27 protein-coding genes, 1 tRNA gene and 2 pseudogenes are annotated in these 24,843 nt (G+C 64.0%); 14 read left to right on the top strand and 16 right to left on the bottom strand.

Annotation, left to right across the window (positions count from 1 at the left end; all coding sequences use genetic code 11):
• Positions 1-3 precede the first annotated feature (3 nt).
• On the bottom strand, positions 4-618 hold the full coding sequence (locus FNJ84_RS15130) for a LysE family translocator (protein ID WP_143794053.1): 615 nt from the start codon (positions 616-618) through the stop codon (positions 4-6).
• A gap of 182 nt (positions 619-800) precedes the next feature.
• Between FNJ84_RS15130 and FNJ84_RS15125 the strand changes: the two genes are divergently transcribed.
• From FNJ84_RS15125 to FNJ84_RS15115, 3 genes are all read left to right on the top strand, one after another.
• Positions 801-1,844: an endonuclease/exonuclease/phosphatase family protein gene (locus tag FNJ84_RS15125; protein ID WP_143794052.1), complete on the top strand. Its 1,044-nt coding sequence runs from the start codon at positions 801-803 to the stop codon at positions 1,842-1,844.
• Between the two features lie 67 nt (positions 1,845-1,911).
• Positions 1,912-3,006, top strand: a complete 1,095-nt coding sequence (gene hisC / locus FNJ84_RS15120) for a histidinol-phosphate transaminase (protein ID WP_143794050.1) — start codon at positions 1,912-1,914, stop codon at positions 3,004-3,006.
• Entirely contained in the window at positions 3,003-3,944 is a 942-nt protein-coding gene (locus FNJ84_RS15115) for a prephenate/arogenate dehydrogenase family protein (protein WP_143794049.1), read from the top strand. The genes hisC and FNJ84_RS15115 overlap by 4 nt, the downstream gene beginning before the upstream one ends.
• Here the strand turns inward: FNJ84_RS15115 and FNJ84_RS15110 are convergent.
• Complete coding sequence (locus tag FNJ84_RS15110) at positions 3,924-5,066, bottom strand: DUF2125 domain-containing protein (RefSeq protein ID WP_185968553.1); 1,143 nt, start codon at positions 5,064-5,066, stop codon at positions 3,924-3,926. The two genes, FNJ84_RS15115 and FNJ84_RS15110, sit on opposite strands and share 21 nt — an antisense overlap.
• Before the next feature lie 107 nt (positions 5,067-5,173).
• Here FNJ84_RS15110 and FNJ84_RS15105 point away from each other — a divergent pair, with 107 nt between their 5' ends.
• The 5 genes from FNJ84_RS15105 (at position 5,174) to FNJ84_RS15085 (ending at position 10,241) form a co-directional block, all read left to right on the top strand.
• Positions 5,174-5,740, top strand: a complete 567-nt coding sequence (locus FNJ84_RS15105; RefSeq protein WP_143794046.1) for a gamma-glutamylcyclotransferase — start codon at positions 5,174-5,176, stop codon at positions 5,738-5,740.
• Positions 5,741-5,827: 87 nt separating this feature from the next.
• Positions 5,828-7,246 carry a hypothetical protein gene (locus tag FNJ84_RS15100; protein WP_255471228.1) on the top strand — a complete coding sequence of 473 codons (1,419 nt, stop codon included), beginning with the start codon at positions 5,828-5,830 and terminating at the stop codon, positions 7,244-7,246.
• A 3-nt stretch (positions 7,247-7,249) separates the two neighbouring features.
• On the top strand, positions 7,250-9,010 hold the full coding sequence (locus tag FNJ84_RS15095; RefSeq protein ID WP_143794045.1) for a peptidoglycan -binding protein: 1,761 nt from the start codon (positions 7,250-7,252) through the stop codon (positions 9,008-9,010).
• Between the two features lie 52 nt (positions 9,011-9,062).
• Entirely contained in the window at positions 9,063-9,488 is a 426-nt protein-coding gene (locus FNJ84_RS15090; RefSeq protein WP_143794043.1) for a DUF1489 family protein, read from the top strand.
• A 105-nt stretch (positions 9,489-9,593) separates the two neighbouring features.
• Positions 9,594-10,241, top strand: coding sequence for an isochorismatase family protein (locus FNJ84_RS15085; RefSeq protein WP_143794042.1), 648 nt, complete (start codon positions 9,594-9,596; stop codon positions 10,239-10,241).
• Positions 10,242-10,258: 17 nt separating this feature from the next.
• Here FNJ84_RS15085 and FNJ84_RS15080 read toward each other — a convergent pair whose 3' ends face one another.
• A complete protein-coding gene (locus FNJ84_RS15080; protein ID WP_185968552.1) occupies positions 10,259-11,353 on the bottom strand; it encodes an AbrB family transcriptional regulator in 1,095 nt (364 codons plus the stop codon).
• 251 nt (positions 11,354-11,604) lie between these two features.
• Between FNJ84_RS15080 and FNJ84_RS22040 the strand changes: the two genes are divergently transcribed.
• Positions 11,605-11,817 (top strand): hypothetical protein, encoded by a 213-nt coding sequence (locus FNJ84_RS22040; protein ID WP_185968551.1) that lies wholly within the window; start codon positions 11,605-11,607, stop codon positions 11,815-11,817.
• A gap of 12 nt (positions 11,818-11,829) precedes the next feature.
• Here FNJ84_RS22040 and FNJ84_RS22595 read toward each other — a convergent pair whose 3' ends face one another.
• The 8 genes and pseudogenes from FNJ84_RS22595 to FNJ84_RS22230 all read right to left on the bottom strand — a co-directional run bounded on the left by FNJ84_RS22595 (position 11,830) and on the right by FNJ84_RS22230 (position 17,116).
• Positions 11,830-12,363: an FAD-dependent oxidoreductase gene (locus FNJ84_RS22595; RefSeq protein WP_363323851.1), complete on the bottom strand. Its 534-nt coding sequence runs from the start codon at positions 12,361-12,363 to the stop codon at positions 11,830-11,832.
• A 75-nt stretch (positions 12,364-12,438) separates the two neighbouring features.
• Positions 12,439-12,950 (bottom strand): annotated as a pseudogene (locus FNJ84_RS15065) (amino acid ABC transporter ATP-binding protein).
• On the bottom strand, positions 12,937-13,281 hold the full coding sequence (locus FNJ84_RS15060; protein ID WP_143794038.1) for an ABC transporter permease subunit: 345 nt from the start codon (positions 13,279-13,281) through the stop codon (positions 12,937-12,939). The pseudogene FNJ84_RS15065 and the gene FNJ84_RS15060 overlap by 14 nt, the downstream one beginning before the upstream one ends.
• 274 nt (positions 13,282-13,555) lie before the next feature.
• A complete protein-coding gene (locus FNJ84_RS15055; RefSeq protein ID WP_143794036.1) occupies positions 13,556-13,939 on the bottom strand; it encodes a hypothetical protein in 384 nt (127 codons plus the stop codon).
• The gene (locus FNJ84_RS15050; protein WP_143794034.1) at positions 13,932-14,519 is read right to left on the bottom strand and encodes a hypothetical protein; all 588 of its coding nucleotides are present in this window, start codon (positions 14,517-14,519) and stop codon (positions 13,932-13,934) included. The genes FNJ84_RS15055 and FNJ84_RS15050 overlap by 8 nt, the downstream gene beginning before the upstream one ends.
• A gap of 192 nt (positions 14,520-14,711) precedes the next feature.
• Positions 14,712-15,914, bottom strand: coding sequence for a pyridoxal phosphate-dependent aminotransferase (locus FNJ84_RS15045; protein ID WP_221931991.1), 1,203 nt, complete (start codon positions 15,912-15,914; stop codon positions 14,712-14,714).
• Positions 15,915-16,016: 102 nt separating this feature from the next.
• Positions 16,017-16,658: an RraA family protein gene (locus FNJ84_RS15040; RefSeq protein ID WP_143794032.1), complete on the bottom strand. Its 642-nt coding sequence runs from the start codon at positions 16,656-16,658 to the stop codon at positions 16,017-16,019.
• A pseudogene (locus FNJ84_RS22230) lies at positions 16,655-17,116 on the bottom strand (RraA family protein). Before FNJ84_RS22230 ends, FNJ84_RS15040 begins: the two are co-directional and overlap by 4 nt.
• A gap of 494 nt (positions 17,117-17,610) precedes the next feature.
• On the opposite strand from FNJ84_RS22230, the gene FNJ84_RS15030 reads away from it, so the two are divergent.
• Positions 17,611-17,684 (top strand) — tRNA-Gly (locus tag FNJ84_RS15030).
• Between the two features lie 19 nt (positions 17,685-17,703).
• Here the strand turns inward: FNJ84_RS15030 and FNJ84_RS15025 are convergent.
• Positions 17,704-18,444, bottom strand: a complete 741-nt coding sequence (locus FNJ84_RS15025; protein ID WP_143794031.1) for a FadR/GntR family transcriptional regulator — start codon at positions 18,442-18,444, stop codon at positions 17,704-17,706.
• Positions 18,445-18,798: 354 nt separating this feature from the next.
• Between FNJ84_RS15025 and kdgD the strand changes: the two genes are divergently transcribed.
• From kdgD to FNJ84_RS15005, 4 genes are all read left to right on the top strand, one after another.
• Positions 18,799-19,704, top strand: coding sequence for a 5-dehydro-4-deoxyglucarate dehydratase (gene kdgD, locus FNJ84_RS15020; RefSeq protein ID WP_143794029.1), 906 nt, complete (start codon positions 18,799-18,801; stop codon positions 19,702-19,704).
• A gap of 194 nt (positions 19,705-19,898) precedes the next feature.
• Positions 19,899-20,654: a sulfite exporter TauE/SafE family protein gene (locus FNJ84_RS15015; protein ID WP_143794027.1), complete on the top strand. Its 756-nt coding sequence runs from the start codon at positions 19,899-19,901 to the stop codon at positions 20,652-20,654.
• A 3-nt stretch (positions 20,655-20,657) separates the two neighbouring features.
• A complete protein-coding gene (locus FNJ84_RS15010) occupies positions 20,658-21,005 on the top strand; it encodes a RidA family protein (protein WP_143794026.1) in 348 nt (115 codons plus the stop codon).
• 96 nt (positions 21,006-21,101) lie between these two features.
• The gene (locus FNJ84_RS15005) at positions 21,102-21,542 is read left to right on the top strand and encodes a DUF2059 domain-containing protein (protein WP_185968550.1); all 441 of its coding nucleotides are present in this window, start codon (positions 21,102-21,104) and stop codon (positions 21,540-21,542) included.
• Here FNJ84_RS15005 and lpxB read toward each other — a convergent pair.
• From lpxB to fabZ, 4 genes are all read right to left on the bottom strand, one after another.
• Positions 21,496-22,677 (bottom strand): lipid-A-disaccharide synthase, encoded by a 1,182-nt coding sequence (gene lpxB, locus FNJ84_RS15000; RefSeq protein ID WP_143794022.1) that lies wholly within the window; start codon positions 22,675-22,677, stop codon positions 21,496-21,498. The genes FNJ84_RS15005 and lpxB overlap by 47 nt on opposite strands.
• Positions 22,678-22,756: 79 nt before the next feature.
• On the bottom strand, positions 22,757-23,557 hold the full coding sequence (locus tag FNJ84_RS14995) for an LpxI family protein (RefSeq protein ID WP_143794020.1): 801 nt from the start codon (positions 23,555-23,557) through the stop codon (positions 22,757-22,759).
• The gene (gene lpxA, locus FNJ84_RS14990; RefSeq protein ID WP_143794018.1) at positions 23,554-24,342 is read right to left on the bottom strand and encodes an acyl-ACP--UDP-N-acetylglucosamine O-acyltransferase; all 789 of its coding nucleotides are present in this window, start codon (positions 24,340-24,342) and stop codon (positions 23,554-23,556) included. The genes FNJ84_RS14995 and lpxA overlap by 4 nt, the downstream gene beginning before the upstream one ends.
• On the bottom strand, positions 24,335-24,814 hold the full coding sequence (gene fabZ / locus FNJ84_RS14985; protein WP_143794016.1) for a 3-hydroxyacyl-ACP dehydratase FabZ: 480 nt from the start codon (positions 24,812-24,814) through the stop codon (positions 24,335-24,337). Before fabZ ends, lpxA begins: the two co-directional genes overlap by 8 nt.
• Positions 24,815-24,843: the final 29 nt, after the last annotated feature.

Genomic DNA, 24,843 nt, shown 5'->3' with positions numbered 1-24,843 from the left:
CATTCAGCGGGTCGCCGCCATGACGACGCTGCCGCCCAACAGACATGAACCGGCGGCATATCCCATTCTTCTGCGCGCCCTCGGGCTTTGGACTCGGGCACTGATCTTCACCGCCAGCAATGCATAGGCGCCCAGCACCGTAGCGACCACGACGGTGGAACTTGCCATCAGGATCAGAAATTGCGGAAGCTGCGGTGCCGTCGGCTCGACGAACTGGGCGAGGAATGCCATGTAGAACATGATGGCCTTGGGGTTCAGCACGCCAGTCAGGAACCCCGCGCCGAAGCTGCCCCGCCGGGCATCTGAGGCCTGAACCTCGACCACCGTCAGCTTCCGGGCCGCGCTGATCTGCGCCATCCCCAGATAGGCCATATAGGCCACCCCGGCCCATTTCAGCACCATGAAGGCAAGGCTGGATGACGCCAGAACAAGGCCAAGCCCCAGATAAGACGCGCTCATGACGATCACACCACCGGCAAGATCGCCGGCGATGCAGGCAATGGCGGCCCTGGCGCCACGCGACAGCGTCTGCCCGACCACCATGAAAACACTCGGGCCGGGGATGACCGAAATCACGGCATAGGCGATCACATAGGCAATCCAATTTTCAAACGGCATTCATACCCCACTGCCTTGTTCTCTGCCAATCAAGGCGCGTTCATCCCCGAAAGGCAAGCATGCCGCAGAACATGGCCGGGGATTTGCACCGAACGGATGCACGGCCAATCGACAGCCCGCCCGGCATGGGTTATTCTGCGGATAACCGCGCCCGCCCTGCCCTGTATCAAGGATGATCTGTCATGGCCCGCCGCGATATCTCTTTTGCCTCGTTCAACCTGCTGAACCTGCAATTGCCCGGCCGCCCGGTCTATACCGACCGCGACGGCTGGCCCGAGGATGTCTATCTGCGAAAGATCGACTATACCGCGCGGATGCTGGCCCGGCTGGATGCCGATGTTCTGGGCTTTCAGGAACTTTGGGCGCCCGAGGCACTGCAACAGGCATTGGATCAGGCCGGCATGGGCGAAAGCCATGTGCTTGTTGCGCCACCCGGTCATGCCGGCGACAAAATCGTCTGTGCGGGCGCCGTGCGAGGCGAGATGCTGGTCGGTCTGCCGGAATGGATCACCGATTTCCCGCCCGAGCTGGTCTTGCGTTCGACCGGGGACGACCCGCAGCAGCCGACCATTGCCGTGGGTCTGCGCGGCTTTTCGCGCCCGGTCCTGCACATGCGGGTGCAACCCGATCCCTCGACCCCGGTGATCGAGGTCTTTGTCTGCCACTTCAAGTCCCGCCGCCCCACCGAGGTCTGGCGCGAGCGCGACTGGTATGACCGCGACACCCACAGCCCCCATGCCAATGCCATCGGCTATGCGTTGTCGACGATCCGCCGCACGGCCGAGGCCGCAGCCCTGCGTGTGCTGATCACCCGCATCACCAAAGGCAGCCATGTGCCGGTTGTGGTGATCGGGGACATGAATGACGGCAAGGATTCCAACACGCTGAACCTGCTGACGGAACAGCCGCGCTATCTGACGACACTGTCGCGCGGCGGCGGCGACAATGCGCTGTATACGGCGCAGGTCTTGCAGGAATACCGGTCCGTCCGCGATGTCTATTACACCCATATCTATCAGGACATGCATGACAGCCTGGACCACATCCTTGTCAGCGAACAGTTCTATGACAATTCGCGTGACCGGCTGTGGCGATTCGACGATATGCTGGTGCTGAACGACCACCTGAACTGGGACGATCACAAGATCAGCGGCAGCAATGACCACGGGCTGATCGTGGCGCGGTTCCGCTGGCAGCCACCCAGCCCGTCAATGCCCTTCGCCTGAGATCCGGCCCACCTTCCCTTGCCCCGCCACCCCGGCTATGAGGGCAGCAACACAAGGGGATACGGGCATGGCAGGGATAGAGGCGCAGCCGGGCATCATGGAGATCGCGCTGTACGTCAGTGGCGAAAGCAGGCTGGCGGGGCGCGACGACGTGCTGAAACTGTCGGCCAATGAAAATCCCTATGGATGCAGCCCGGCCGCGACGGCGGCCTTTCAGGCGGCGGCAGCCGATCTGCACCGCTATCCCGCGACCGATCATGCGCCGCTGCGCCGCGCCATCGGCGAGGTGCATGGGCTGGATCCCGACCGCATCATCTGTGGCGTCGGATCCGACGAGGTGCTGCAATTCGTGGCCCAGGCCTTTGCCGGGCCGGGTGATCAGGTCATCACCACGCGGCACGGGTTTGCCATGTATCCCATCCTCGCCCATGCGGTCGGCGCGACCCCCGTGACCGTGGATGAGAAGGACCGGCGCATCGACGTGGATGCCATCCTTGCGGCGGTGAATGACCGCACGCGGCTGGTCTTTCTGGCCAATCCCGCCAATCCCACCGGCACCATGCTGACCGACACCGAGCTGCGCCGCCTGATCGAGGGCCTGCCGCAGACCTGCCTGCTGGTCCATGACGGCGCCTATATGGAATTTGCCCGACCCGGCTACCGCGATGCGGGGCTGGTCGATGATTATCCGAATGTGGTGATGACGCGGACCTTCTCGAAGATCCACGGGCTTGGCGGGCTGCGCATTGGCTGGGGCTATGCCCGGCGTCAGGTGATCGACGTGCTGAACCGTATCCGCCAGCCCTTCAACCTGTCCAACGCGCAGATGGCCGCCGCCGAGGCCGCCATCCGTGACACCGATTTCACCGCCCGATGCGCGGCCGAAAACGACCGCTGGCGGCGCTGGATGCGCGACCAACTGGTGCAGATGGGGCTGGACTGCGACGAAAGCCACGCCAATTTTCTGCTGCTGCGCCTTGCCGGCAGCGAACAGGCGCGCGCCTGCGATGCGGCGCTGCGCGAGGCCGGTATTATCGTGCGTCCGGTCGCCAGCTATGATCTGCCCGAGGGGTTGCGGATCACCGTAGGCGACGAAGCCGGATGCCGCCGGGTCATCGCCGCCATCAGCGATTTCATGGCCACGCAAAGGGGATCGGAATGAGTGTGATCTACGACCGTGTCGCCCTGATCGGGCTGGGGCTGATCGCGGGTTCGATGGCCCATGCGATGCGCGCCTATGGTCTGGCCGGCCACGTCGCGGGCTATGCCCGCAGCGCCGAGACCCGTGATACGGCGCGCCGCATCAACCTGTGCGACAGCATCCATGACAGCCCCGCCGATGCGGTGGCCGGCGCCGATCTGGTCGTGCTGGCAGTGCCGGTCAGCGCCATGGGCGCGGTGGCCGAACAGATCGCGCCCTATCTGAAGCCCGGCGCCACGGTCACCGATGTCGGTTCGGTCAAACGATCGGTGATTCAGGCGGTTGCCCCGCATATTCCCGATGGCGTGCATTTCATTCCGGGTCACCCGCTGGCCGGAACCGAGCATTCAGGGCCTCTGTCGGGTTTCGCCAGCCTGTTTCAGAATCGCTGGTGGCTGCTGACCCCGACACCGGGAACCGACCCCGCCGCGCTGGACCGGTTGCAGCGGCTGATCCGGGGCATGGGTGCCAATACCGAGGATATGGAGGCCGGCCATCACGACCTTGTCCTGGCCGTGACCAGCCATGTGCCCCACCTGATCGCCTATACCATGGTGGGCGTGGCTGACCATTTGCGGCGGGTGACCGAAAGCGAGGTCATCAAATATTCCGCAGCCGGTTTTCGCGACTTCACCCGGATCGCGGCCAGCGACCCGACCATGTGGCGCGATGTCTTTCTGGAAAACACCGATGCGACGCTGGATATCCTCGGCCGCTTTACCGAGGAGCTGTTTGTACTGCAACGCGCCATCCGCATGGGCGACGGTCAGCATCTGCACGACTATTTCACCCGCACCCGCGCCATTCGTCGCGGCATTATCCAGGCCGGCCAGGATACCGAGGCCCCCGATTTCGGCCGCAGCAGTCCGGCCCCGGTTTCACCCTCTGCCAAGGATTGATGCCGTGGCCCGATCCGGCCCGCGTCGCTGTGCCTGGTCGCCCAGCAACTGCGGCGCTGACCCGATAGGAATATTGCCCAGAAAGACCTGACCGTCGCGCAGGATGATCGGCAGGCGCATTTCATCGGCAGCCGGCTCTGGAAAGAGAAAGCCGGTGGCCAGCCGCATCGTCGTGCCGTTCGCCGCCCGGTTGCTTGTTTCAGCCGGGGCTTCGGGATTCAGCGGCATCTGCGACAGATTGCGCAGCACCGCCCCGCCCAGCATCACGCCGGAAGGCGGGATCATCCCCGCATCGGCCGCCGCTTGCAGCCAGCCATCGGCATCGGCCGTATACAATGCCAGCCGCCCGCTTGCCCGGCCCTGATCGTCGGGCCTGACCTCGCCCACAAGCCGGGCGCGCAAATCGCCCATGCTCAGGCTCAGCCCGCGTGTGTTGAACCCGATGGGCTGTGGCTGCCCCCCTTGGGGCGCCCCGGCCCGCGGCGGCGCGGTCAGCCACAGCCGCAGATCGCCCTGAACCGCCAGATCGCCCGGCAAAACCGGCGCGGGCAGGCCAAGCATCGCCAGCGCAGCCGGATCCAGGCGATCCAACCGCAGCACGACATCATAGGCGGCACCAGCCGCACGCGGCGCATCATGGCCCAACCCGACCAGATCGACCCTGCCCGACAGCCCCTCGACCGCCGGTTGCCCCGCCACCGTGATCTGCCCGGCCGCGATGGCGGCACGGCTGATCGCCATGTCATTGGCCGGCGACACGCGCATCATCACCTGCGCCCCCGCCAGTCCCAGATCAACCGGGGCGCCGTCATTCAACACCAGAACCGCCTGTTCGGGCAGGGTCGCGTGAACCGCGTTCGGCGCCATCGGAGGCACCCAAATATCGACCCATGGCAGCGACAGATCCGCCGGCATGCCGGACAGATGGCCGCTGTATTCGACCTGCTCGGCCCGCAGCCCGATCCGCCCCATCTCGCGCAGCGGCGCGATACTGCCCGCCGACATATCCTCGCGCTGCCCGATCAGCGCCGAGGCGCGGCCGGTCAGCCAGCTTTCCCCCCCCAGCCATACGCCGCCCAATATCCCGGCAACCAGCAGCACAAGCAGCAGCAGAAAACGCATCGAAACCCCTGTTTGCGCGCACGAATACGACATCGCAACCGCACGCCTCTTGAGAACCGCAGGCATGGTGGCCTAACTTGAGCGCAGAAGAAAGGACATCGCGAAGAATGTCATCACTTTGCTGGGTCTTCGGCTATGGCTCGCTGATGTGGGATCCCGGTTTCCATGTCGTCGAATCGGCCACCGCACGGCTGGAGGGCTTTGCCCGCAGCTTCTGCCTGCGCTCGACCCGGTATCGGGGCACGACCGAATCCCCCGGACTTGTGCTGGGGCTGGACGAGGATCCGCAGGCCCATTGCACCGGCATCGCCCTGCGCTTCCCCGAGACCGAGCGGGATCAGGTTCTGGCCTATCTGCGCCAAAGGGAACTGGTCACCCATGCCTATCGCGAGGCGGTGCTGCCGGTGACCCTGTCCGATGGGCGCCGCGTCGAGGCACTGACCTATGTGATGCGCCGCGATCATGCGCAATATGCGGGCGGGCTGCCACCCCGCGAACAGGCGCAGATCATCTCGGATGCGCATGGGCAGAACGGGCCGAATGCCGATTACCTGTTCAATACCACGCGCCACCTGGCCCAGATCGGGCTGCCCGATGCCATGCTGGACGCCCTGTCCGAGGATGTCCGCCGGCTGATCGAAGAACGCAACCGCAGCAGCGGCGATCAGTCCTGACCGGGTCGATTCAGCCCGCTTGGCAAGTCGAAAACCCGCCCCTACACTCGACCGAGATCACGACAGGAAAACAACGGGGCAAAGCAGTTGACCGAACCGACATCCGAGCCGTTGCAGCCCGATCGCAGCCCTGACGACCGCGAACCGGGGGGCGCGCGCCGGCGGATCACGGCGAATCGGGCACAGGCCCTTGGCCCGACGGTCAAACCGCAATTCTCGCAGCCGGTGCGCCAAAGCTTTCTGATGCTGGCCGTTCTGGCGCTGGTGATTGCGGGTGCCTGGTTCGCCTATGGCCGCATCCTGCCGATCTTTGCCGCAAACCGCTTTCTGAACGGGCTGATCCTGGGCGTCTTTGTGCTGGGCGTGCTGGCCTGTTTCTGGCAGGTGGCCCAATTGGTCAAATCGGTCAGCTGGATCGAGCGTTTTGCCGCCCATCGCCGGCAAAGCCTCAACCTGGGGCAGACGCTGGCCGATGATGCCCCGCCCGCCACCGCGGCATTGGACGAGGCCCCGCGCCTGCTGGCGCCGCTTGCCGGACTGCTGGGCACGCGTGATGCGACGGGGGGTGTCATCTCGACCAGTGCGGGACGCTCGATCCTGGATTCAGTCGCCACGCGGATCGACGAGGCCCGCGACATCACGCGCTATCTGGCCAATCTGCTGATCTTCCTTGGCCTTCTGGGCACCTTCTACGGATTGGCCACCACGGTTCCGGCCGTGGTCGACACCATCCGCGCCCTTGCCCCGCAAGAGGGCGAAACCGGTGTCGAAGTCTTTGACAAGCTGATGGGCGGGCTAGAGGCCCAACTGGGCGGCATGGGCATCGCCTTTTCATCCTCGCTGCTGGGTCTGGCCGGGTCGCTGGTCGTGGGTCTGCTGGAACTGTTCGTGACCCATGGTCAGAACCGCTTTTATCGCGAGCTGGAAGAATGGATGTCGGGCTTTACCCGCATCTCGCTGGCCGGCGGTGATGGCGAGGCCGTCGATCAGGCGGCCATCGCCGGCTTCCTTGACCAGATGGCGGGCCAGATGCACCGGCTACAACAGTTCCATGCCGAACGCGACATCCAGCGCGACCAGGCATCCGCCCATGCCGATGAACGCGTCGTGGTCATGGCCGAGGCGGTCGAGGCGCTGCTGCGCCAGGTCGAGGCGGAACGCGAATCCACCCTCGCCCGTGCCGCCTCGCTGACCAGCGGGCTGAACCGGCTGGTTGACGGGCAGGATCGGCTGGTGGCGCAGGGCGAGGCAATGGCGCGACTGCCCCAGACCCCACCGCCTGCCCCTGCCCCTGCCCCCGATCACGGCCCCGAACTGGCGCGGATCGAGTCCGCACTGCACCGCATCGCCGACGATCTGAATGCCGGGCGCGAGGAGATGCTGGTCGAGCTGCGCTCGGATCTGCTGGTCCTGACCCGTGCGGTCAGGGCCGCGCGCTTTGGCGACCCGTTCCGCGACGATCAATTGCCGTCGCTGCGCGGCCATCACACGCCGGATCAGGGCTAGGCCATGTCGCTGCATCGCGCATCGTCCAACCGGTTTTCCTCGACCATCTGGCCGGGATTCGTCGATGCGATGACGGCGCTGCTGATGGTGCTGATGTTCGTGCTGACGATCTTCATGATCGTGCAATCGGTGCTGCGCGAACAGATCACCGACAAGGACACGCTGATTGCCGATCAGAAACAGCAGCTTGGCACGCAGGGACAGCAGTTGTCGGCGCAGGAACAGCGGCTTGGCGATCTGGGTCAGCAGGTGGCGCAACTGGCCGGCGCATTGACGCAGGCCGATGACGAAAGCGCCGCAATGTCGCGCCAACTGGCCGAGGAACAGGCCCGGCGGCAGGCGCTGACCGCGGATCTGGCCGAAACTCAGGCCGAGGCGCGTGAACGGGCCGCGCGGATCACCCGGTTGAATGCGGATCTTGAGGCCCGGCAGCAGCAATTGCAGCAGCAGGCGCAGCAATTGGACCAGTCGGCCAGCCGCATCACCGATTTCGAGGCCGAGGTGGCGGCCCTGCTGGCTGCCCGCGAACGCGCCGATGCCGAGGCCACAAGCCGCGAGGCAGCCTTGCAGGACCAGCTTGCCACTGCGCAGCGACAGTCATCGGCGGCGGAACTGGCGGTGGCTGCGGCGCGCGCCGAAATCGACGCACAGGCCGAACAGGCAAGACTGGCGGCGGCCCGCCGGGATGCGCTTCAGGCACTGATCGCCGATCTGCGCAGCCGCAATTCGGGCAGCGAGGCCGGGCAGGCGCAGTTGCAATCCGACCTGACGGCGGCGCAATCCGCCCTGTCGCAGGCCGAGGCGGCGCAACTGGCCGAGGCCGAGGCGGCGCAGGCGCTGCGCGACCGGTTGCAGGGTGCCGACAGCGAATTGACCGCCATGACACTTGCGCTGGAGGAAAGCCGCAAGCAGGCCGAGAAAACACTGACCCTGCTCGCCGCGGCCGAGGCGGCGCGGGACCGCCTGACCGCCGAGGCCGGCGACACCGCCACCGAGGCGCAGCAACAGGCGGCGCTTCTGGCAACGGCGCGGCAGCAATTGGCCGATCAGGAAAGACTGTCCGACGAGGGCCAGCGCCGGGTGGCGCTGCTGAATGAACAGGTGGCCTCGCTGACAGGGCAGCTTGGGCGGCTGCAACTGGCGCTGGACAGCGCCGGCAGCGATCAGCAGGCGGCGGAATTGCGCGTGGCCGAACTGGGGCAACAGCTGAACGCGGCGCTGCTGCGCACGGCCGAGGAACGTCAGGCACGGCTGGCGCTGGAACAAGAGGCACGCGAAAAGGCCGAGGCCGAGGCCGCCGATCTGGCCCGCTATCGGTCGGAATTCTTCGGCCGGCTGTCACAGATCCTGCAAGGCCGCCAGGGGGTCGAGGTGGTGGGCGACCGCTTTGTCTTTTCCTCCGAGGTGCTGTTTCAGCCGGGCGAGGCCGTGCTGTCGCAGGCCGGTCGCGACCAGATCCGCAGCGTGGCCGAGATGCTGGAAGGCATCGCCGACGAGATCCCGCCCGAGATCGACTGGATCATCCGCGTCGACGGCCATACCGACAACCTGCCCCTGTCCGGCACCGGGCGCTATCGCGACAACTGGGAACTCAGCCAGGCACGGGCGCTGGCCGTGGTCCGCTATCTGATCGGCGATCTGGGCTTTCCGCAGGATCGCGTCGCCGCCACCGGCTTTGCCGATACCCGCCCGGTCGCAGCAGGCGACACGCCCGAGGCACGGGCGCTGAACCGCCGGATCGAGTTGAAGCTGACGGAACGCTAGACCGCCGCGTCGTGGCTTGCGGGCGGATGCGGCGGCTTTTATCTATCAGGGCATGAGTCCCGCACCCCTGAACCTGATGAAGCTATGCGTCGGCGCCGATGCACCAGAGGATCTGGTCGCATGGCAGAAGATGCGCTTTGGCGATCAGCCTGCCGTTCATGTCACCCGGATGTGGCCCAAGCGCGAACAGGAATTGCTGGATGGCGGGTCGCTTTACTGGGTGTTCAAGGGCGTGATGCAGGCGCGTCAACGGCTGATCGGGCTGGAAGAGCGGATCGGCGAGGACGGAATCCGCCGCTGCGCCCTGATGCTTGAGCCCGACCTGGTGCGCGTGGCGGCCGTTCCCCGCCGCCCCTTTCAAGGCTGGCGCTATCTGAAAGGCAGCGAGGCGCCGGTCGACCTGCCTCGCGGCAAGACCGATGAACAGCCGTTGCCGCCCGAACTGGCCGCCCGGCTGGCCGATATGGGGCTGTTGTAGACGGGCGGAACTTTGCCCGGATGCCGTCCGTTCAGGCTTAGTCGCCATCGCGGCGCAAGGCGCTACAAGTGCGATGTCACCGATCATCCCCGAAGGAGCAAACCGATGCCCAAGACCACCCCGGAACCGATCCGCGATCCCAAGACCGACCACCTGCTGACGCCGGAAAACTGTATCCTCGTGTTGATCGACTATCAGCCCGAGCAGTATCGCACGATCACCTCATCGACCCGCGACGAGATCGACCTGAACGTGGTTGCGCTGTGCCGGCTGGCCAAGGCTTATGAGGTGCCGGTCGTCGTCTCGACCGTTGGTGTCGACATGGGCGTGAATACCGGCACCGCAAAGGTGATCATGGATGAGTTGCCCGGCGTGGCCGAAATCGACCGCAGCGGCGTAAATGCCTGGGAGGACGAGGAATTTCGGCAGGCCATTCAGGCCAGCGGCCGGCGCAAGGTCGTCATTGCCGGATTGTGGACGGAAGTATGCCTGACCTTCCCGACACTGGACATGCTGGCCGAGGGCTTCGAGGTCTATCCGGTCGCCGATGCGGTGGGCGGCATCTCGCCCGTGGCACATGATCGGGCCTTCCAGCGGATGATTCAGGCCGGGGCCCATCCGGTGACCGCGATCCAGTTCGGGTCGGAACTGATGCGGAACTGGGCGCGCGATGGTTCGGACCGGTTCCGCAAGGTGCTGCAATGGTATTTCCCCACGCGGTTCCAGCTGCTGAAAGAGGGCAAGATCGGCTGATCCGTATCCCTTTCCTTTCAGTCCCGGCGCGGCGGGTTCAGCACCCGCCCCGCCACCAGCCGCGCGAAGGCCACCGACAACACGATCCGCAAGACGTGATGGGCGGTGACAAAGACCACACCGATTTCCAGTGACAAGGCGATCAGCGACATCTCGGCGATGCCGCCCGGTGCAAAGGCCAGAAACACCGCCTGCACCGGCTGCTGCTGCACCGCCTGCAAGCCCCAGGCAACCAGCGCCGCCGCGACCAGCACCAGCCCGGTATTCGTGACAGACAGATGCAGCGCCGCCTTCAACTCGGATCGTTGCATGCCGGCAAAGCGGACACCAAGCGACCCGCCCACGATCAGTTGCGTCAACGCCATCAGCCAGCCCGGTGGCGCACCCTGAACCAGCCCGGCCAGATGCAGCAGCCCCGATACAAGGATCGGCCCGGTGATCAGCGCGGCGGGCAGCCGGATCAGCAGCCCGGCCATCACACCCAGGGCCCCCGCACCCAGCAGCGACAGCAATTGCCAGGCTCCATGTGCCTGCCCGCCGCCGATGACCGCACCGCTGGCCGAGCCGACCGCATGACCGGTCAGCAGCGTGAAGCCAAGCGGGACAAAGACGATCACCAGTATCAGCCGCAGGAATTGCAGCATCGTCAGCACCCGCACATCGGCGCCGCGCTGCACGCCCATCTCGACCGCCTCGATCAGCCCGCCGGGTATGGTGCCGTAAAAGGCCGTCACCGGATCGACCCGGCCATCCCGCAGCGTCAGCCGATAGCACAGGAAATGCACCGCCGGGATGAACAGGCACAGCGCCAGCAGCGATGGCCACCAACCGGCCGCCTGATCCAGGATCTCGGGCGTGAAGCTGGCCCCGATCGACACGCCGATCACTGGAATGAACCCCGAGCGCAGCTTGGGCCAGATCTGCACCGGATGCCCCAAAGGGCGCCAGCCGATCAGCGCGGCCCCGGCGACAGCCAGCAGCGACCCCAGCAGCCAGCCAAGCGGCAAGCCGATCCGGCTGGCCAGCCAGCCGCCGACCGCAGCCAGCAGCAGCGTCAGCAGAATGGTCGGGTTATGAAAGCCCTGCGGCAGGGCGATGCGCGGGAATGACATGTCAACCGTTTGGCATCGTCGCAACGGCCCTGCAAGTCCGAGGGTCCAATCCCGATCCCGCTGGCCGTTCCGTCCCGGCCAGCTTTTGCGCTTATGTCCTGCCCTGGACCGATTGATGTCGCAGTCAAAAATATGGCCAACGACCAAAGCCTTGCGGACCATTATCCAGACGGATCTGCGTCACGCGCTTTGGCATCACCGATCTGCTACCGGTTTTCAGACGGCTCCATAACAGCCTGAAACTGGGTGTCGTGCATGACCTCGACCACGGATCGGCCCTGCCTGAAACCGGCGATCATGGCTGCTTTCCGCTTCATCAGGCGCTCGGCAATTTCCAGAACTTCCGCGATCCTGCCTGCGGGCGTCGCGACAACGCCATATCGGTCAGCGATGACATAGTCGCCGATGCACACCGTGAGGCCGCCGAACCTGACCGGTTCGCCGAAGCTTTTCTGGATCAGTAAAGCTGGCGAAGATCATGCGGAGCCTGGGGCCTGACAAGTGCGGCGCCTGTCGTCAGGCGCACGCCGCATGTCATGGGTGACAGAACGACGCCATGTTCGGCAAGCAGCATCGGACGGGCCGGAACGACTGGGGCATCGAAATGTGCATGATAGCCGCGCTTGGCCACCAGCGGCCGGGACCAGCGACAGCGCATCCCCGATCAGTATCCCCCCGCCCCGCGCCTGAAACAGCGCAGCATAGGCTTTCGTCAGTCCGCCGGGATCCGTCACGGTCCAGCTATCGGTCCGATGCACGGCACCGGCCGGTCGATTTGTCAGCGCAGGCTCTGCGGCCATGGTTTGCGCCCCGTCCAGGATCCAACTGCGAACACCAAAGGTTGCGGCCCGACGCTCGGCCTCGGCGATGGCGGCCTCGAACTTGCGGGGATCCTGAAACAGGTGAAAATATCCGTCTCGATGCACCAGCGCCGTCGCACCAGCCTGCTTAACAAGCGTGACGGAATGCCCGCGCGCCTGCAAAGCAAGTGCCGAGGCAACGCCAACCATTCCGGCACCCAAGACCATGATTTCACGCATGGGACCCCACCCCTTCAGGCGCCGTGCAAAGGCGGCTTTCTGGCATCAGTGTCCCAGGATCTGACTCAGAAACAGCTTTGTCCGCCCATGTTGCGGATTGCCGAAGAACTCGTCTGGCGCGTTCTGCTCGACGATCTGGCCCTGATCCATGAAGATCACCCGGTTTGCGACCTGACGCGCAAAGCCCATCTCGTGGGTAACGCAAACCATGATCATCCCATCCTCGGCCAGGCCGACCATCGTATCCAGAACCTCTTTGATCATCTCGGGTTCCAAAGCCGATGTCGGCTCGTCAAACAGCATGATCCTTGGCTGCATGCAAAGCGACCGGGCGATTGCGACGCGCTGTTGCTGGCCGCCTGACAGCTGAATCGGATCAGCGTCGATTTGCCCGATCCAGAAGGGCCTGCGACAACGATGCGTTCACCGCGAGCGACGGTCAGGTTGATGTCGCGCAGAACCCGAGAACTGCCATACCACCTGTCCACATGCTCTAGGCGGATTGCCGTTTCTTTCACTGTAAACTCCTGTGCCAGTCCGTGTTCAGCTACGTTCATAGAGGGTCGAGACCCGCGACAGCGAGAAGCACAGGGCCCACATCACCATTGCGACGAAAAGATATCCTTCCAATGCAAAGCGCCCCCATTCCGGGTTGTGCAGGCTTTGCTGGACGACCCCCAAAAGGTCGAACATGCCAACGATAAGAACCAGCGTCGTATCCTTCAGCACCGCGATCAGGATATTGACGATGTTGGGCAGTGCGATGCGAAGCGCCTGCGGGATCAGGATCAGGTCGCAGGTCCGCCATGTCGAGATACCCAGTGCCGTTGCGGCCTCGGCCTGTCCTTTCGGAAGCGCCTGGATGCCGGCCCGGATCGCTTCGGCCATATAGGCCAATAATACATCGAAAAGGCGACCAGCACCGAAACCAGTCTTTCGGGTTCGAAGCCGCAGGGCAAGAACAGCGGCATAAGCGAGATCGCGACGAACAGCACCATGACCAGGGGCACTGCCCGCCAGGACTCGATGTATCAACGCGCGACATATCGAAAGGCGCGACGTTGTGACATTCTGGCAAAAGCCAGGGGAATGCCGATGAGAAGCGAGAAGATGATGGCCGTGAAAGCGATCGTCGCCGTCAGCAGGGCGCCGCCCCAAGCCCTCAGCGGCACAGGTTCCAGGCCCAGGTCCCCCTCTTCAGGATCACGGCAGCGACCAGCCAGGCAAGGCTTGCCGCGACAAGCACGGTCCGATAGCCGAGCCTGTGGCGCAACGTCACCATCGCAGCGATCAGGACCAGCATGGCCACTGCCACGAATTTGGGCCGCCACAGTTCGCCTGCCGGATAGTCGCCGTAGACGAGACGTTGCCACCAGATCCCGATATAGGCCCAGCATGCGCCTGTTTCATCGCGGGCATTTGCGCTGGACGGCGACCAGATTGCACGGATGGTTGCCCAGATAATGGTGTCGTGAAACAGCCAGATGAGGAACAGGAAGAACCCCAGGCGCAGAACCGTCGATCTGGTCGGGGACAGGTTACCCATGGGATTTTCCAATCTGGTAGCGGCGCTCGATCAGTCCGAACAGTCCTACGATCAGCAGGTTCAGGCTGAAGAAGGCCGCGACCAGCACGATTGCGACTTCCAATGCCTGACCTGTTGCGTTCAGCGTGGTGTTGGCGATCTGAAGAAGTTCGGGATAGGCGATCGCAGAGCCAAGCGCGCTTGCCCTGACCAGCGTAAGGTAGACATTGGCAAGTGGTGGGCTGTTCCTGAAAAGCTCGACATACAAAGTTCCGATATCAGAGAATACGGGCAAGCGTGACCATCGGGCCACGCCCATGGCCATGCCGATCAGTGTCGCACCCCCGATCGCGATCAGGGATACCAGACAGGTGTTGATGAACGCCGTGAGAAATGCGTAGCCGTAGGTCGACGCCGCGTCGAAGCCGGTCAGCGAGAAACTGATATCGAATCCCGCCGGAGCCCCGAGAAACCCTATCCCCGAACCAATACCAAGCCGGTCGAGATTGGATCGCAGATTAGATCCAAGGAAGGCCACCAATACCGCGATGGCCAACACAAAGGCGCTTTGCACGAGAGTGTCACGTTTACACATTTTCATGTCGCTGTTCCGACCGCGTCAGTGCCAGGGCGCCGCAAGCAGAAGTCCGCCCTGGTTTTACAGCGCGTTTGGCCCGCGCGAGATGGCCAACGGGCTGTCCTTCCCCAGATTTCGGTCGAACAGTTCGGCATGGTTGCCCACAGCGACAATCGCCTTCAGTCCGAAATCGGCACCCAGACCCAGTTTTTCGCCTTAATTGGTCTCGGCACCCAGCAGGCGGCGGATCTTGGGATTATCGCTGGATGCGGCCATATCGGCGGCATTTTCGGACGTCACGCCAAGCTCTTCGGCATCCACAAGCGCCCAGAACGTCCAGCGGACGACACCTTCCCATCGACTGTCATTCTGACGAACGGCCAGCGCCAGCGGTGATTTGGCAATCACTTCATCCAGGATCACGTGCGCCTCTGGGTTCTTCAACTTCAACCGATCACCCGCCACGTCCTCATCCGTTTCCAGCCCCCGCCCCTTTCCACTGGTCCGCCCCAGCAGGCCGGCACAATTGACGAAGGCATAGAAGGCGCCTTCCGGCCTGGGACAGCTTAAACCGGGTATGGCGTTGATCCGGTCAACGATGAGGTTGCGCCGTCGCTCGAACACGGCACGCGACCGGTCGATGAAATCGCGCGGCCCCTGAAGGGCGGGAACCGCCGCGTGCTGCGACACTGAACATGCAGCCGAGGTCTGCTGTCCCTGAAGCTTGGACATCGCCGCCAGAAGCCATTTGGGACGGCTGCCAAAGCCGATGCGCCAGCCGGTCATCGCATATGCTTTCGACACGCCATTCATGGTCAGCGTTCGTTCTGCAAGATCGGGCGCGGCCTGCGCGAGCGTGGCGAAGGTCAGCCCGTCGAAGATCAGATGTTCGTAGATGTCGTCCGACAGGATCAGCACCCGTGGATGGCGGCGCAGCACCTCGGCAAGCGCGTCGAGATCCTGGCGGGCATAGACGGCGCACGTTGGGTTTGAAGGCGAATTCAGAATAAGCCATCGGGTCTTTGGGGTGATTGCCCGCTCCAGCAGATCGGGCATCAGCTTGAACCCTGCGGCCTCGTCACAGGGCAACACCACCGGTGTCGCGCCGCAAAGGGAAACGATCTCGGGATAGCTGACCCAATACGGGGCCGGCATGATGACCTCATCGCCCTCGTTCAAGGTGGCGGCCAGCGCGTTGAAGATCACCTGTTTGCCGCCGGTGCAGTTGATCGTATCCCCGGCCTCGACAGCCAGCCCATTCTCGCGGCGAAACTTGTCGGCGACCGCAAGGCGAAGCTGCTGCATCCCGGGCACGTGGGTATAGCGTGTATGCCCATCCCGGATCGCCCGAACAGCCGCATCGCAGATATGTTCCGGCGTGTCGAAATCGGGTTCGCCCGCGCCAAGCGAAATGATCAAAGCCCCCGGCAGCCAAAAGCTCTGCAACCCGGTCCATGACCCGATAGGTCGCCGACGGTTTTGCCGCGGCCAGAAACCGATTGAGAGTTTGCACGTCGCGGTTCAAATCTTGTCCCTCCGGGCGGCCAGGCCCAGCAGATCGACGGTGGTGGCGCCGGTGCGCGGCATCTCGATCATCTCAAGTTCCTTTTCGAAGCGGGCATGCGCCTTGCCGATGACATCTGCGACTGTCCCGGCAGGCAGTATCAGCACGCCGTCCTCGTCCCCCATCACAAGATCTCCGGCTGCCACAGGCACATCGCAAAAGATCATCGGCCGGCCAAGCGCCGGAACCCGAGCCTTGCCGGTGCCACGCATCGACACGCCGCGCGCGAAAACCGGGAAGCCGCGGTCACGCAAGGCCCCGTTGTCCCGCACGCTGCCGTTGATCACAAGGCCCATGATACCGCGCTGCGCGGCGGCGACAGTCAGGACCTCGCCCCAATAACCAGCGGGGAATCCGCCTGCCTCAACCACCAGGACGCTGCCTGCCGGCGCCTTTTCCAACGCCAGATGCAGGGCCAGATTGTCCTGCGGGGCGCAGGCCAGCCGATAGGCGGACGCAGCCACGGTGGCCCCTTGCCAGACGGGCCGGATGCCGGGATCTATCGAACAGGCGATGCCGCTGGCCTCATAGACTGTCGATGTCCCAAGCTTCGACGCCTGCGCAAGAAGCGCCTGCGGTAATGGTGCGGCAGCGGTCATTGAGACTTCCTTTGAAGCTTGTGATACCCCAGTTCGGCGCAGGCCTGGGTCAGGGTCTTGCCGGACTGGATCGCCTGTCGGAACTGGCTCTCGATATCATCAATGCCGCGGGCGATGCCGGCGATCTCTGCCGCACGGGCACGCGGCACGACAACCACGCCATTGGCATCGGCAACGATGATGTCACGGGGAACCACCCGCACGCGGCCCAATGAAACCACCCGGTTGACAGATACGATTTCGACCCGATCCTGGCCCGTGCGCATGAAGCGACCGCGCGTAAACATCGGATAGCCCTGGCCAAGCGCGACCGAGACATCGCGACAGCCCCCGTCGATCACCGTTGCCGCAAGTTTATTCTAGATCGCGTATTGGGTCATGATGTCGCCCCAGACCGTACAGTCCGTCCGCACGCCGTTGTCGATGACGACAACGTCACCTTCGGCGATCTCTTCCATGAAATCTCCGACCGTTCCGGGGGGGATTGGCTGCGGGGACATATTTCACCGTGAAGGCGGGCCCGACGACGGTGCCATCACAATTGTCCAGGGGCATCACCCCCTCGCTCTGGCCCGAGATACCCAATTTGTCCAAGGCGTCTGATACCGATGGTGTATCAAGGCCCTGGAAAAGGGCCACGAGATGTTGGTCTTCTTTGGTCACGGGGAATTTCCTTGTCTGTCGAACTATCGGCACATTGCGTTGGATCCGCCGGCAGGGCGGGTGCCAGGGCCAGGCTCGACGGCAAATGTGCAGGATTGTTGGCGGCAGAGAAAATTCAAAGTCGGGAAACTCGCGATATGGAAAAGGAATTGCGCAAGACGACCATCCGGCACGACACGGCGCGCCGGGCCGGGTTCGCTGTCGGACCGTGGCAAGCAGGCCGACGCGGCATTCTGGCGGCGGTTTGCGCTTGAAGTCACCGCACCGAATAGGTAATCAGGTCGACGTTGCGGGTGTATCTCAATGGTAGAGAAGCAGCTTCCCAAGCTGATGACGAGGGTTCGATTCCCTTCACCCGCTCCATCTTCTTCCCAGATTGCAGTCAGCGGCGCAAAGCGCGCAGATATTCACGATAACGCGCCTGGCTGTTTTTCAGATGCCGGCGCATGGCCTGCCGCGCGGCGGTTTCGTCGCCATCCTGGATCGCCTTCAGAATGGCCTCGTGTTCGGCATCCAGCACGCGGGCATATTCCGGCGCCACCAGCGGATCGGCGCCGGCATTGGCGGCGCGGCGCGGAATCAGCGTGGTGCCCAGAAGGCGCAGCAGCTCGCTGAAACGCGGATTGTTCGATGCGTCGGCAATGGCCAGGTGAAAGGCAAAATCGGCATCGGCGGTCGGCTGCCCCTCGGCCGCAAGCCGGCGCAGCCGGTCAAAGGCATCGACGATCACTTCCTCTTGCGCGGGCGATCGGCGCAGCGCGGCCAGACCCGCCGCATCGCCCTCGACCGCGGCGCGCAGCTCTAGCATCTCGATCAGCGACGACACCCGCGCCAGATCCAGATCGGCGAAGGGCAGCGCCGGCGTGACGGGCGGTTCCAGCACGAACACCCCTGCCCCCTGACGCGGCTCGACCAGACCATCCGATCGCAGTGCGGCAATTGCCTCGCGCACGACTGTCCGGCTGACCCCGAATTCACGGGTCAGCTGCGCCTCGGATGGCAGCCGGTCGCCGGGGGCAAACTGGCCATCCGCGATCCTAGCGCGCAGCGAATCCTGCACCCGCACCACCAGCGTCGGACGCTGTTGCGCCTGATCGGATATTTCCGTCGTCGGTCTCGCCATATCCTCGCCCTGCTGCATCCCACGGTAACGCGGCAGATATCGTCGGCCTCGGGTCATCTGACAAGCATATATCTCGTGATCGGCGGATATCGGCAAAGGCCGGCCCCTTTCCCTGCCGTGATCCGGAAACAGATCACGGCACAACATATCTCATGCGACAGGCACAAAGATCAGCCGGGACATGCCGGAAAGCCGCCACGCAGGCGTTGCCGCCTGATAGCAATGGTTGCGCCATCACCTGACCGGACAAGAAAGGTGATGGCAACATATATCACCACAACTTATATGACAAATATTGACATATTCGCAAAATTCATCATATATATTGCTGACCCCAACACCGAAGGATACCCGATGGACCCGATTCAGCTGAAAACCACCCTTGGCTCTGGCCTGCTGTCCTTCCCCGTTACCCCCTTTGACACCGAAGGTCGGTTTGCGCCCGAACCCTATCGCGCGCATGTCGAATGGCTGGCCAGCTATAAGGCGCCGGTGCTGTTTGCGGCCGGTGGCACGGGCGAGTTCTTTTCCCTGACACCCGCCGAGATCCCCGGCATCGTCGCCGCCGCGAAAGACGTGGCCGGCGACACCGCCATCGTCTCGGGCTGCGGCTATGGCACGGAAATGGCGGTCGAGATCGCACGCTCGGTCGAGAAGGTCGGTGCCGATGGCATTCTGCTGCTGCCCCATTATCTGATCGACGCACCACAGGAAGGGCTGTACCGCCACATCAAACAGGTCTGCCAATCGGTCGGCTTCGGCGTCATGGTCTATAACCGCGACAATGCGGTGTTGCAGGCCGATACACTGGCGCGGCTATGCGACGAATGCCCCAATCTGATCGGCTTCAAGGATGGGACCGGCGATATCGGCCTGGTGCGGCAGATCACCGCAAAGATGGGCGACCGGCTGACCTATCTGGGCGGGATGCCCACCGCGGAACTGTTCGCCGAGGCCTATCTGGGCGCGGGCTTCACCACCTATTCCTCGGCCGTGTTCAATTTCGTTCCCGGCCTCGCGACCGAATTCTACAACTCGTTGCGCGCCGGCGACCGCGCCAATTGCGAGCGCATCCTGCTGGAATTTTTCTATCCCTTCATGGCGATCCGCAACCGCGCCAAGGGCTATGCTGTCTCGGCCGTCAAGGCGGGTGTGCGATTGCAGGGCTTCGATGCGGGTGCGGTCCGCCCGCCGCTAAGCGATCTGACTGGCGTGGAACAGGAAATGCTGGCCGACCTGATCGCGCCTTATCGCCGCTAGACGCGGCGATTCCGCCCCGGCGCCCATGGCGCCGGCGGCACGGCACGGCTGTTCCTTGCCGGCGTTCGACGCAGCGGCCGCCGGGACTCGACACCCGATCCGATTTCGGCCAAGACAAGGCAAACCGGGCAGCGATCGCGCGGCCTAAGACCGCCACCGCCGGCCGCCGGCACCGCTCTGCCCGAAAGCTTAGCATGATCGAGCTTCTGATCCTTTTCACCGCCGGGCTGATCGGCGGCGTGATGAACGCAGTCGCGGGCGGGGGCACCTTCGTCACGTTTCCGGCGCTGGTCTTTGCCGGCATTCCGCCCGTTGCCGCCAATGCCACGGCGACGGTTGCCGCCCTGCCCGGCTATCTGGCCGCCGCGATCAGTTTCCGCCAAGAAATCCTGACGGTCGAGCGCCACCAGCTGATCCGCCTGACGCTGTGGACGATTCTCGGCTCGGCCATCGGGTCGGTGCTTTTGCTGGTCAGCTCGAATGCCGCGTTTTCGGTGCTTGTGCCGTTTCTGCTTCTGGCGGCCACGGTGATCTTTCTCAAGGGCGGGATGATCCGGGATTTCTGCGCCAAACATGCCCGCGACGTGGCGCCCTTCGGGCTGGGCACGCTGATGCCGGTCGCGATCTATGGCGGCTATTTCAACGGCGGGCTGGGGATCATCCTGCTGGCGCTGTTCGCGCTGTGGGGGATGACCAACCTGAACCAGATGAACGGGCTGAAAAGCTGGCTCAGCTTTGGCGTGTCACTGATCAGCTTTGCGATCTTTGCCATTGGTGGCAAAGTGGTCTGGGGTCCAGGGGCGATCATGGCGCTTGGCACCATCGCCGGCGGGCTGCTGGGCGCGCCTGTCTCGCGCCGCATTCCGATGAGCGGGCTGCGGGCACTGATTGCGGCGATCGGCTTTGGCATGACGGCAATCTTCTTTCTGCGCTTATTCAACGGAGACTAAGACATGAGCGATATCAAACGGATCGAAACCGGCCAACGGATGAGCCAGGCCGTCGTCCATGGCGGCGTGGCCTATCTGGCCGGCCAGGTCGGTGCGCCGGGCAAATCGGTGGCGGCCCAGACCCAGGCCATTCTGGCCCAGATCGACACGCTGCTGAAAAAGGCCGGCAGCGACAAGACGCGGGTGCTCTATGCACAGATCTGGCTGGCCGACATGGCCGATTTCGCCGAGATGAACGCCGTCTGGGATGAATGGGTGCCGGCCGGTCACGCCCCCGCCCGCGCCACGGGCGAGGCCAAGCTGGCCACCCCCGACTACAAGGTCGAGATCATCATCACCGCCGCCCAGTAAGGTCGGCATTCCAATGGTCGTCCCATCCGGGGCGACCTCATTCAAGCACAGAGGTTCAGCATGTTTAGCAAGTTCACCCTTACGACCGCCCTCGTCATGACGCTTTTTACCACCGGGATCGCCGCCGCCGAGACGCGCGAAGAACGCCTTGCCGTGGCAACCGAATACAACGATGCCGCGCTGGCCGACACGGATATGGACGCGATGATCCGCACCATGTGGGAACCCCTGGTCGCGCAGTTCGCACCCACCGCGACCGACGATCAGAAAACCCAGATCCACGCGCTGTATGTTGAAACCTTCGAACCGCGCATGACGGATCTGATGAAGAAACAGCCCGAGGTGATGGCCGACATCTTCACGCTGGACGAATTGCAGGACCTGAAGGACTTCTACGCCACGCCCTCGGGCCGGGCGGTGATGCAGAAACTGCCGCAGGTGATGCAGGCGATCCAGCCTGAAATCATGGTCATGGTCCAGGAAACCCTGCCTACGATCGTTCCGAAGGTTCAGGAAATTCTGGCGCCTGCCCAATAGCCCGCAGAACCGAGCGCGCCGCGCGAAGGCCCGGCGCCTCACCCCCCTTGCCCAGACGATCCATGGTCAGATCCATCGCATCGAACTGGGCCTTGCGGGCGGCCATATCCTCCAGCGCGGTCAGCAGGGCATCCGACAGCGGACCCGGCTGACAGCGTGATCCCAGAAATTCGGGCACCGCGCGCGTCTCGCTGACCAGATTGACCAGCGTGACCGTATCGGTGCGCAACAGCATCCCGACGATCAGCCGCGATAGCGGCGCCATGTCATAGCCGATCACCATCGGCACCCGATTGGCCGCCAATTCCAGACTGACTGTCCCCGAAGCCGCCAGCGCCAGATCGGCCGCGGCAAAGGCCGCCAGCTTTTCCTGCGGATCCTCGACCACCACCGGCGCCGAGGGCCAACGCCGCGCCATATCCCGCACCAGCGCGGCCACGCCCGGCACCGTCGGCACCACCACGCGAATCTCTGGCACGCGGTCGCGCAACCGCATCAGCGCCTCGTCAAAGCGCCCGCCAAGCCGCGTCACCTCGCCCTTGCGCGACCCCGGCAGGCACAACACCACCGGCGCATCGGCGCTGATGTCATGGGCCGCACGAAAGGCATTGGCCTCGTCGGCATTGGCAACAGGCTCGGACACGACAGGATGGCCGACGAAATCGCAGGTCATGCCCGCGGCCTGCATCAGCGGCGGCTCGAATGGCAGGATGGCCAGCACGTGATCAATCACCTCGGCCATCTTCAGGGCGCGACCGGGACGCCAGGCCCAGACCGAGGGCGCAACATAGTGGATCGTCCGCAGATCCGGGTTCAGCGCCCGAGCCTCGCGCGCGACGCGCAGGCAGAAATCCGGGCTGTCGATCCCGATCAGCGCATCGGGCGCCGCCTCGGCCACGGCCTGCGCCGTCTCGCTGATGCGGCGCTTCAGATGACGGTATTTCGGCAGCACCTCAAGAATGCCCATGACAGACAGCTCATCCATCGGAAAGCGGCTGTCCAGCCCCGCAGCCGTCATCCGCGGCCCACCAATGCCTTCAAACACGATGTCATCCCGCAAGTCGCGCAGACCGGCCATCAAAGCCCCGCCAAGCGCATCGCCCGATGCCTCGCCCGCGATCAGAAACAGCTTCATGCCACAACTCCACCTTCAACGGCCCAGATGGACATCTGCCTGAAGAAGACGCCCCTTTCTTCTTCATTTAAATATGCGATCAACCGGCGCGCGACCACAGAAACAGATTTGCCGCCCTTGCGCGACCAATGGTTTCCTCGCGATCCAGCAGGATCACACTGCCCGCTTCCCAGGCAATGCCCGCCAGACCGGCAGCCGCCGCCTGATCCACCGTATCGGGCCCGATCGTGGGCAGGTCGATGCGCCGATCCTGCCCCGGCTTCGGCGCCTTGTAGAACACCCCTTTTGCACCCCGAGGATTCGGCCGCAACCCCTTGTGAAGTGCAGAAAAATCCAGCATGGCGGCAGTTCCCGGCAAGGTCTCGACCGCAAGACAAAGCCCCTGCGCAACAACGCATCCCTGACCCAGATCCAGCGGACCAAGCGCCTTGACGATCTGCGCGGCGCGCGCCGTATCTGCCTGATCGGCCTCGGAGATCTGGCCGGTCAAAACCCCCTCACCTGGGATTAGATTTGGCGCTATTTCATTTACACTACAAATGGATAGGCCGGATTCCTCGAATATTTCAAGGACCGTTCGCAACGCCGCGTCATCGCCGGACTGCATCGCCGCCAGAATGCGCGGAACCATTCGGGCGGTCATCGGGTCGAACGCCTCGGGTTCCAGCCGGGGACGGCGGACGGCACCGGCAAAGATCACCCGCTGGACGCCCTCGTCGGACAGATGGTCCAGAAAGGGAACCAGCCGCTCCAGCCGGAAGGTCCGGGCCGGGATTGCGGGGGGAAAGCCCTCCAGCGCAAAGATCAGCGCATCGGGCAGATGGGCGGCAATGGCGGGGGCAAGCTCGCCCTCGCCGGCGATGATGGCGGTTTTGGTCATGCGTCTCGCGGGGTCAGGAAACTGCGATCCGAGGGGCCGAGGATGAAATCCAGCACCTCGCGCTCCATCGCCGAGACCTCGCCGGCGGCGCGAGCACGGGCGCCATCGCGGAACGATCCGTGGGACAAGCCGCCCAGCATCTCGCGCAGGGCGGCAATCTCGGCGCGGCTGGCGCCGCGGCGCTTAAGTCCGACGAGGTTCAGCCCGTCCAGATGGCCGCGCGGCCCCTGCACCAGGCCATAGGGAATCACATCGGCGGTCACCATGGTCACCGCACCGATCATCGCGCCTCGCCCGATGCGCACGAATTGATGCACGCCCGACAGCCCGCCGACGATCACGTCGTCGCCCAGCACGCAATGGCCGGCGACCGATGCGTTATTGACCAGGATGACACGATCCCCGATCTGGCAGTCATGGGCGACATGGCAACCGGCCATGAACAGCCCGTCATCACCCACGCGGGTCAGGCCACCGCCGCCCTCGGTTCCGGGGTTCATGGTCACATATTCGCGGATGCGGTTGCGGGCGCCGATATCCAGCCTGGCCCGTTCGCCCTTGAATTTCAGATCCTGCGGAATCTCTCCGATCGAGGCGAAGGGAAAGATCACGGTTCCCTCGCCGACCGAGGTTTCGCCGGTCACGACCACATGGGATTTCAGCGTGACACCATCGGCCAGCCGCACCTGAGGCCCGACCACGCAAAACGCGCCAATCTGGCAGCCAGCGCCAATCTGGGCGCCCGGCTCGATCACGGCCGAAGGGTGGATCTGCGCGTCAGCCATCCGTTTTCAGGTCCATCATGGCGGTAAATTCGGCCTGCGCGGCCACCTGGCCATCGACCATGCCCTTGCCTTCGAACTTCCAGATCTTGCCGCCGGCGCGCTTGACCGTGACATGCAATTCCAGCACATCGCCCGGCACCACCATGCGGCGGAACTTGCAAGCGTCGATGCCCATGAAATAGGTCAGCAGCGGCTTGTCGATGACGTCAAGGCTGATCCCCACCACCACGGCCGAGGTCTGGGCCATCGCCTCGACGATGGTCACGCCGGGCATGATGGGCTGTGACGGGAAATGGCCCTGAAAATGCGGCTCGTTGCTGGTCACGTTCTTGATGCCCACCGCACTTTCGAACGGCACGATATCGCGCACCTTGTCGATGAACAGAAAGGGATAGCGGTGCGGGATGATCCGCTTGATCAGGGCCAGATCGGCCTCGGTATGGGGGGCGGGGTTGCGGGGGGCATCAGCCATGATCTGTCCTTCCGACGTTTCTGATCGGG

This window comes from Paracoccus sp. M683, assembly GCF_007096355.1.
Taxonomy (GTDB): domain Bacteria; phylum Pseudomonadota; class Alphaproteobacteria; order Rhodobacterales; family Rhodobacteraceae; genus Paracoccus.
Note: the sequence above shows the minus strand (reverse complement) of the source record. Positions and strands in the feature narration are given on the sequence as shown.